The organism is Odoribacter sp. (assembly GCF_985060555.1).
The window spans coordinates 26,620-34,775 of sequence record NZ_CFKYFN010000074.1; the positions used below are offsets into that span (position 1 = coordinate 26,620).

6 protein-coding genes are annotated in these 8,156 nt (G+C 43.0%); all 6 read left to right on the top strand.

Features of this window, described 5'->3' with window-relative positions; genetic code table 11:
- The first annotated feature begins 1 nt into the window (after position 1).
- The 6 genes from AC5RDS_RS10030 (at position 2) to AC5RDS_RS10055 (ending at position 7,122) form a co-directional block, all read left to right on the top strand.
- The gene (locus AC5RDS_RS10030; RefSeq protein ID WP_118104849.1) at positions 2 to 817 is read left to right on the top strand and encodes a DUF2764 family protein; all 816 of its coding nucleotides are present in this window, start codon (positions 2 to 4) and stop codon (positions 815 to 817) included.
- Between the two features lie 78 nt (positions 818 to 895).
- Positions 896 to 2,653 (top strand): V-type ATP synthase subunit A, encoded by a 1,758-nt coding sequence (locus AC5RDS_RS10035; protein WP_022160600.1) that lies wholly within the window; start codon positions 896 to 898, stop codon positions 2,651 to 2,653.
- Between the two features lie 96 nt (positions 2,654 to 2,749).
- On the top strand, positions 2,750 to 4,069 hold the full coding sequence (locus AC5RDS_RS10040) for a V-type ATP synthase subunit B (protein ID WP_013612140.1): 1,320 nt from the start codon (positions 2,750 to 2,752) through the stop codon (positions 4,067 to 4,069).
- 36 nt (positions 4,070 to 4,105) lie between these two features.
- The gene (locus tag AC5RDS_RS10045) at positions 4,106 to 4,705 is read left to right on the top strand and encodes a V-type ATP synthase subunit D (protein WP_013612139.1); all 600 of its coding nucleotides are present in this window, start codon (positions 4,106 to 4,108) and stop codon (positions 4,703 to 4,705) included.
- 8 nt (positions 4,706 to 4,713) lie between these two features.
- Positions 4,714 to 6,600 carry a V-type ATP synthase subunit I gene (locus tag AC5RDS_RS10050; RefSeq protein WP_494222323.1) on the top strand — a complete coding sequence of 629 codons (1,887 nt, stop codon included), beginning with the start codon at positions 4,714 to 4,716 and terminating at the stop codon, positions 6,598 to 6,600.
- A gap of 72 nt (positions 6,601 to 6,672) precedes the next feature.
- Positions 6,673 to 7,122, top strand: a complete 450-nt coding sequence (locus AC5RDS_RS10055; RefSeq protein WP_161945899.1) for a V-type ATP synthase subunit K — start codon at positions 6,673 to 6,675, stop codon at positions 7,120 to 7,122.
- The last annotated feature ends 1,034 nt before the right edge of the window (positions 7,123 to 8,156 follow it).

The window sequence follows — 8,156 nt, forward strand, 5'->3', positions numbered from 1 at the left end:
CATGGATTATATTGCTTTTATAGCAGGCTTGCCGGAAATTGACTGGGATGATCGGAAATTGTCTTTGACAGTGGCCGAATTTCGGGAACAATTGAAAGATTATATCAGTGGTAGAGATGAACGGTTGATCGATTTATTCTTTTTACCTAATGATAATGCTCAGGTGTTGCGTTTGTTGAGGAAACAGGAACCCGATGGGGCGTTGTCTACTGTTTATCCGGTGAAATTGCTGGAAGATGAAACACAGGAACCGGATAAAACGATTCCGGCTTACCTGAGGGAATTCATTGCTGATTTTAAGGAAGAGCATTTGCGTTATGATGTTTCGCCCGAGAATGTGTTGAGCTGGATGTATTATGATTATATGATGAAAGCCGACAACCAACTGGTGAAGAGATATGCAGAGTTTTCCATGAATCTGAAAAATCTGGTCACTGCTTTGAATGCCCGGAAATATGGGATGGAAGTGGCAAAAGAGGTGATCGGCAGTAATGAGTTTGCAGTAGCTTTGCGGACATCCAATGCGAAAGATTTCGGTTTGACCCTGGATTATCCTTATGTCGAAAAAGTGATTGCTTTGATGGATAACGATAATTTAGTAGAACGCGAACGGGGACTCGATTTGATTATTTGGCATTTCTTGGATGAAGCGGTGACTTTTGATTATTTTTCTTTGGAAAGAGTCATCAGTTATATGCTTCGTCTGATGATCGTCGAACGGTGGAGCAAGATGAGTTCAGAGTCCGGGCGGAAGGTGTTTATGGAAATGGTCGACCGTTTCCGGAAAAGTTTTCAGTTTGAAGAACAATTTAAATAATTTACGATGAATGAATTACAAAGGATATAGAGAAATCGTCGATTCTTGTAATTCAAAAATCAAAAATAAATAAGGTTTATGGCAAAAACACAAGGAAAAGTCCATAGCATTATTTCTAACCTTGTACTCGTTAAAGTCGAAGGGCCTGTTTCCCAGAATGAGATTTGTTTCATAGAGGAAAACGGGGAACGTTTGATGGCTGAAGTGATAAAGGTGGTGGGAGATCTTGCTTATGTGCAGGTATTTGAGAGCACCCGTGGTTTGAAACCCGGAATGCCTGTTGAATTTCAGAATCACATGTTGGAAGTGAGTCTCGGACCTGGTCTGTTGTCGAAAAACTTCGATGGCTTACAGAATGACCTGGATAAAATGACAGGTGTTTTTTTGAAAAGAGGAGAATATACAAATCCTTTGGAGGACGATAAAAAATGGAGCTTTACGCCGTTGGCCAAAGCCGGGGATAAGGTGAAAGCTGCCGATTGGCTCGGAAATGTGAAGGAAAACTGGCTGGATCATAAGATTATGGTTCCTTTTAAGCTGGAGGGAGAATATACGGTGGTTTCCGTAGTCCCGGCAGGGGAATACACGATTTTGGATACGATTGCCGTATTGAAAGATCGTACCGGGAAAGAAATCAATGTCACGATGGTGCAGAAATGGCCGGTAAAAGTAGCTATCCGGAATTATGTGGATAAACCACGTCCTTTCCGGCAGATGGAAACGGGTGTTCGGGTCATCGATACCATGAACCCGATGCTGGAAGGGGGAACCGGATTTATTCCGGGACCGTTCGGTACGGGAAAGACGGTGTTGCAGCATGCTTTGGCCCGTTTTGCGGATGCAGATGTGATTATCATGGCTGCCTGCGGTGAACGTGCCAATGAGGTGGTGGAAATATTTACCGAATTCCCGGAATTGCAGGACCCGCGGTCAGGACGTTCCCTCTATGAACGTACTACCATTATTGCCAATACGTCGAATATGCCCGTTGCTGCTCGTGAAGCATCTGTGTACACGGCGATGACGATCGGGGAGTATTACCGGGCAATGGGAATGAAAGTGCTGTTATTGGCCGATTCTACTTCTCGTTGGGCGCAAGCTTTGCGTGAGATGTCGAACCGTATGGAGGAACTTCCCGGGCAGGATGCTTTCCCGATGGACTTGTCTGCGATTATCTCCAACTTCTATGCCCGGGCCGGGATGGTATATCTGAATAACGGTAGTACAGGTTCTGTCACGTTTATCGGTACGGTATCGCCTGCCGGTGGTAACCTGAAAGAACCGGTAACCGAATCGACCAAGAAAGTGGCCCGTTGTTTCTACGCATTGTCACAGGCTCGTGCTGACTCCAAACGTTATCCGGCGATCGATACCCTGGAATCTTATTCGAAATATCTGGAATACCCCGAATTTGTCGAATATGCCCGGAAAAATATTTCGGACCGGTGGATAGAAGATGTGAATGAAGCCCGTAATATGCTGGTCAGAGGCCGGGAAACAGCTGAGCAAATCGATATTTTGGGAGATGATGGTGTTCCATTGGATTATCATCTGATATTCTGGAAATCGGAATTGATCGACTTCGTGATCCTGCAACAGGATGCTTTCGATAATATTGACGGATCGACCTCGATGGCGCGTCAGCAATATATGCTGAATATGGTTTTGGATGTTGTACGTTCGGATTTTGACTTCGATTCTTTCGAAGAAGTAAATCCTTACTTCAAACGGATCATCAATGCTTTTAAACAGATGAACTATTCCGAATTTCAGTCCGGCCATTTCAAGAAATTCGAAGCGGAAGTGAAAGATATTATTAATGAAAGAAAAAAATAAGTAATTTATGAGTTACGATAGGACGCCAGGGGAAACAGAGCTGAATATGCGTTGCAATCGTAAATCGTAATTCAAAAATCCAAAATAAATTAAGGTATGAACACTGCTTTTCAAAAGGTATATACCAAAATTACCCAGATTACCAAAGCTACCTGTTCACTGAAAGCTCAGGGGGTCGGAAATGACGAACTGGCGATTGTGAATGGCCGTTTGGCTCAGGTTGTGAAGATTTGGGGGGAAGACATCACGTTGCAGGTATTTTCCGGCACCGAGGGTATTCCGACCAATGCTGAGGTGACTTTTCTGGGAAAAGCTCCTACACTGAAGGTAGGAGAGGATCTGTGCGGACGTTTCTTCAATGCATTCGGAGATCCGATCGATGGCGGGCCTGCTGTAGATGGCGAAGAACGTGAAATCGGGGGACCGTCTGTGAATCCGGTACGCCGTAAACAACCTTCGGAATTGATCGCTACCGGTATTGCAGGTATCGACTTGAATAATACGTTGGTGTCGGGACAGAAGATTCCGTTTTTTGCCGATCCGGATCAACCTTATAATCAGGTGATGGCGAATGTGGCTTTGCGTGCACAAACCGACCGGATTATCCTGGGAGGAATGGGATTGACCAACGACGACTATCTGTATTTCAAAAATTTGTTCGATAATGCCGGTGTACTCGATCGTATCGTCAGTTTTGTCAATACGACCGAAGCTCCTCCTGTCGAACGGTTACTGGTGCCGGATATGGCCTTGACCGCGGCAGAATATTTTGCCGTGGACAAGAACGAAAAAGTGTTGGTATTGCTGACCGATATGACCTTATATGCCGATGCGTTGAGTATTGTGTCGAACCGTATGGACCAGATCCCTTCGAAAGATTCTATGCCCGGTTCATTGTATTCGGATTTGGCTAAAATCTATGAAAAGGCCGTACAGTTCCCGCAGGGGGGATCGATTACCATCATTGCCGTGACGACCTTGTCGGGCGGTGATATTACACATGCTATCCCGGATAATACCGGATATATCACAGAAGGTCAGTTGTTCTTGCGGAAAGATACGGAGATCGGTAAGGTGATTGTCGATCCGTTCCGAAGCTTGTCCCGTCTGAAACAGTTAGTGATCGGTAAGAAAACCCGGAAGGACCATCCTCAGGTAATGAACGCCGCTATCCGTCTGTATGCCGATGCTGCCAATGCACGGACAAAATTGGAAAATGGTTTCGATTTGACCGATTACGATAAACGTACGCTCGATTTCGCCCGGGATTATTCGAATGAATTATTGGCTATCGACGTGAATATCGGTATTACCCAGATGTTGGACACAGCCTGGGCACTGTTCCGGAAATATTTTACCCGTTCGGAACTGGGAATCAAGAAAGAGATCGTGGACGAATTCGGAAATATGGATTAATTTGCGGTTTACGATAATTAAAATAAATCAGTCGGTATGGCAATAAAATTTCAATACAATAAAACTTCCCTGCAGAGTCTTGACAAACAACTCAAGATGAGGGTAAGAGCTTTGCCTACCATCAAAAATAAGGAATCTGCCTTGCGTTCAGAAGTAAAGAAAGCAAAAGAAGTTGCGGATGAGTTTGACGGAAAATTAGACGACACACTCAATGGCATCAGTGATATGCTTCAACTTTATGATGAATATACTCCGGATATTCTTACCGTGAAAGATGTCAATATGTCGGTGAAGAAAATTGCAGGAGTACGTACGCCGGTGTTGGACCAGGTGGAGTATGAAATAAAAGACTTCAGTCTGTTTAATGCACCGGGATGGTTCCTTGACGGGATTCAGCACGTGAAAGAAGTAGTAAATATCGCTCTCGAACGGGAGTTTTATATGCGGAAGATGGAATTACTGGATCGTGCCCGTAAGAAAACGACACAAAAGGTGAATCTGTATGAGAAAGTACAGATCCCCGGATTTCAGGAAGCAATCCGAAAGATTAAGCGATTCCTGGAAGATGAGGAGAACCTTTCCAAGTCGGCACAAAAGATTGTGAAAACCCGTAAAGCGATGGAGGACGAAGCATGATAGTACCAATGAGAAAATTATCCCTGCTGATATTCTATCGGGATTATCAGGCATTTCTCGGGGAACTTCGGGAAAAGGGAGTGGTTCATATCCATGAAAATAAAAAACGATCGGCCGAAGACGAAGAACTGAAACACAAGTTTGCCGTCATTAAGCGGATCGGAGAAATGATCAAACAGCTGTCCAAACGGATTCCTGAAACCAAGGAGACTTTTACGGAATTATTGGAACGTTGGTCACAGGCGATGGAACCGAAAGAAAAGTTGTTTTTTTATCAACAAGTGTTTTATGCGGGAGATCGGTTGAAAGAAGAGTCAGAAGTAACCGAATTGAATTTGCTGACTTTCCTGGAAAACCAGTTCAAACGAATGGAACATATCGATCAACAGATTGCTTCGCTGGAAAAAGAAGGTATGATCTATGAACCTTGGGGAGATTTGCCCGACGAACAGATCGGCGGACTCCAAAGGGCAGGTTGGGATCTGCGGTTTTTCACCGTTCCCGACCGGAAATATTTACCTGAATGGGAAGACAAATACAATGCGTTTGTTATAAACCAGGATAAGGGACAAAAGTATTTTGTTACTGTCCTGCCCCGGGAGGTAGAAGAATATCCCGAAGCCGATGTCGTGTCTTTTCCTCAGATGAGTGCGGAACAAATCCGGCAACAGGTCGCCGGGTTGAAAACCGAAAAAGAAACGGTTGCCGAAAACTTGAAGAAGATCGCGGCTTTTTCGGTGGAATACCTGAAGGATTTGAAAGTACGGATTTGTGAAGATACGGATACTTTAAAAGTGAAGGATGCTGCAATGACTTTACTTGAAGATAAGGTGATTGCTCTGGAAGGTTGGGTGCCGGAAGCTATTGCAGCCGATACGGACCACTGGCTGGCAGATAAAGGAGTTGCTTATGAACTCGAGATTCCGACAGAGCAGGATAATCCTCCTATTCTGCTGAAGAATAACAAGTTTGCCCGTTTGTTTGAATTTATCGGCGAACTGTATTCGCTGCCTAATTATCGGGAAATCGACTTGACACCGTTTTTTGCACCGTTTTTTGTGCTGTTTTTCGGTTTTTGTCTGGGAGATGCCGGATATGGATTGCTGCTGTTGTTGGGTATCACCATTTATAAGTTTAAGGCGAAGCCGGCAATTAAACCGATTCTGTCGTTAGCACAATGGCTGGGTATTTCTACTGTGATCATGGGAATTGTCGGAGGTACTTTCTTCGGTATCCAATTGCTGGATGTACAGGTACCCTGGATGGAGAAGATGAAAGCTTATATGTTGGATTCACAACAGCTGTTCAACCTGGCTTTGATCGTCGGAGCCGTACAAATTATCTTCGGTATGTTCCTGAAAGTGGCTAACCAGTGGAAACAACATGGTTTTGCAGCAGCTCTCTCGACAATCGGATGGCTCGTGTTGATTCTGGGAGAAGGAATCTGTTATTGGTTGTCGACCAAGGGATATGCAATGGATGTTCCGATGTATGTTGTCGGTGCTGTAGCAGGATTACTGATCTTTGTATTCAATAACGTTCGTCGGAATGTATTCATTAATATCGGTGCCGGTTTATGGGATTCTTATAATATGGTCACCGGCCTTTTAGGAGATACACTTTCTTATATCCGTTTGTTTGCCTTGGGAATTTCGAGCGCGGTATTGGGATTGGTGTTCAATGATCTGGCAATGAATATGAGTCCGGATGTGCCGGGAGTAAAACAGTTGGTCATGTTGATCATCCTGTTGTTCGGACATAGTGTGAACTTGTTTATGGCTGGATTGGGTTCCTTTGTACATCCGATGCGTCTGACTTTTGTTGAGTTTTATAAGAATGCAGGTTTTGAAGGAGGCGGTAAGAAATACCGGCCTTATAAGAAAAGAAGTAATTGAAACCTGCTATTATAGATTTATATCCAAAAAAGAATTGAAAAATTATAATTAACAAACAATTAAAAAATAGAAATCATGAATGAGATTATTTTAGCTTATATTGGGGTTGGATTGATGTTAGGACTGTCCGGAATTGGTAGTGCTTATGGCGTAACTATCGGTGGTAATGCTACGATCGGTGCACTGAAGAAGAATGACGAAGCTTTTGGTAACTATATGGTATTGTGTGCACTTCCCGGTACACAGGGACTTTATGGATTCCTGGGCTTTTTCTTGCTGAAGAATGTATTGGTAGCCGGTATTACCTGGTTACAGGCTGCTGCTGTTTTTGGTGCCGGCTTAGGACTTGGATTGGTATGTCTGTTTTCTGCCATCCGTCAGGGCCAGGTATGTGCTAATGGTATCATCGGTATCGGTTCAGGATACGATGTGTTCGGTAAAACTTTGATTTTGGCCGTATTCCCTGAGTTGTATGCTATTGTTGCTGTTGCTGCAACTTTCATGATCAGTACGATGATCTAAGTATAAATATAGTTTTAGAATTCGAAGGTTGTCCCCTTCGAAAAGTGCATCTTAAAGTTCTGAAAAGAAGTTTAGGAGGTATTTTTCGAAGGGGATTGTTTTTTCGTTTCAATATTACGAAACGCTCCTTTAAACTTCTGAAAAAATTTGCTATTTCGGTTTTCAAATTCTTCATCGGTTCTAAAGATTGCTCTGATAGGAGATTTTATGATAGAGTAGAATATGTAAATCATTGATTGTAAGTTGAATTAATGTGGTCCTGAGATTTACTCTGCATTTGGGGGAACTTAAAAACGTTTCACTTTGGATAGTATGAACTGTTTCGGTTCGTTCGATGGTGTATTTGAGGTTTAAAAGTAAAACTTGAGGTAGAGTTTGAATCTCTGCTCCTTATTTTATAAGTGTTGATTGTTAGGCTTTTATGTAAAATATTCATTTTTTTCTAAAAAAAGTTGATAAAAAATTTGGAGATGGGGTATAAATTGTTCTATCTTTGCAGCCGCAATCAGGGAATGAGGGGTTAAACCAATAGCGCAGGTGAGTGGTGGTGAAGGGTTGGTTTCCAGAGTTTTGGGTTGCGCAGAGTTCTTCAGAATATTGCCCTGGTCGGGGTTTGAAAAAAACTTCAAAAATTTCTTTTGAAAAGTTTGGAGTTGATGAAAAAGTCCTTACCTTTGCAGCCGCTTTCTGAAACGAAGCGGAGGTTCTGAAACATTTTGACGGATGTGTTTTTCATCTTTTTCGGATGAATCCTGCAGAAGCTTTCTTCTACGGCGGTTCCGAAAAAAAAGTTTGAAAAAAAGTGCGGAAAGATTTGGAGGGAATGATTAAAAGTATTTATCTTTGCATCCGCTTTCGCCTCATGAGTGGGGCGGGTAAAAGAGAAGCAAAAGAGTTCTTAAAGATATTGAAAGGTTTGAAACAAACAGCAAGTGCGAGTCCGAGAATAAATTCGACGGATATAATGACTGAGCGAAAGAGATAATTTTTAAAGTTTTTATTACTATGAAGAGTTTGATCCTGGCTCAGGATGA

Coding starts and splice junctions, on each gene's coding strand:
- AC5RDS_RS10040 (WP_013612140.1), top strand. CDS start 2,750: ATGAACACTGCTTTTCAAAAGGTATATACCAAAATTACCCAGATTACC.
- AC5RDS_RS10045 (WP_013612139.1), top strand. CDS start 4,106: ATGGCAATAAAATTTCAATACAATAAAACTTCCCTGCAGAGTCTTGAC.
- AC5RDS_RS10035 (WP_022160600.1), top strand. CDS start 896: ATGGCAAAAACACAAGGAAAAGTCCATAGCATTATTTCTAACCTTGTA.
- AC5RDS_RS10030 (WP_118104849.1), top strand. CDS start 2: ATGGATTATATTGCTTTTATAGCAGGCTTGCCGGAAATTGACTGGGAT.
- AC5RDS_RS10050 (WP_494222323.1), top strand. CDS start 4,714: ATGAGAAAATTATCCCTGCTGATATTCTATCGGGATTATCAGGCATTT.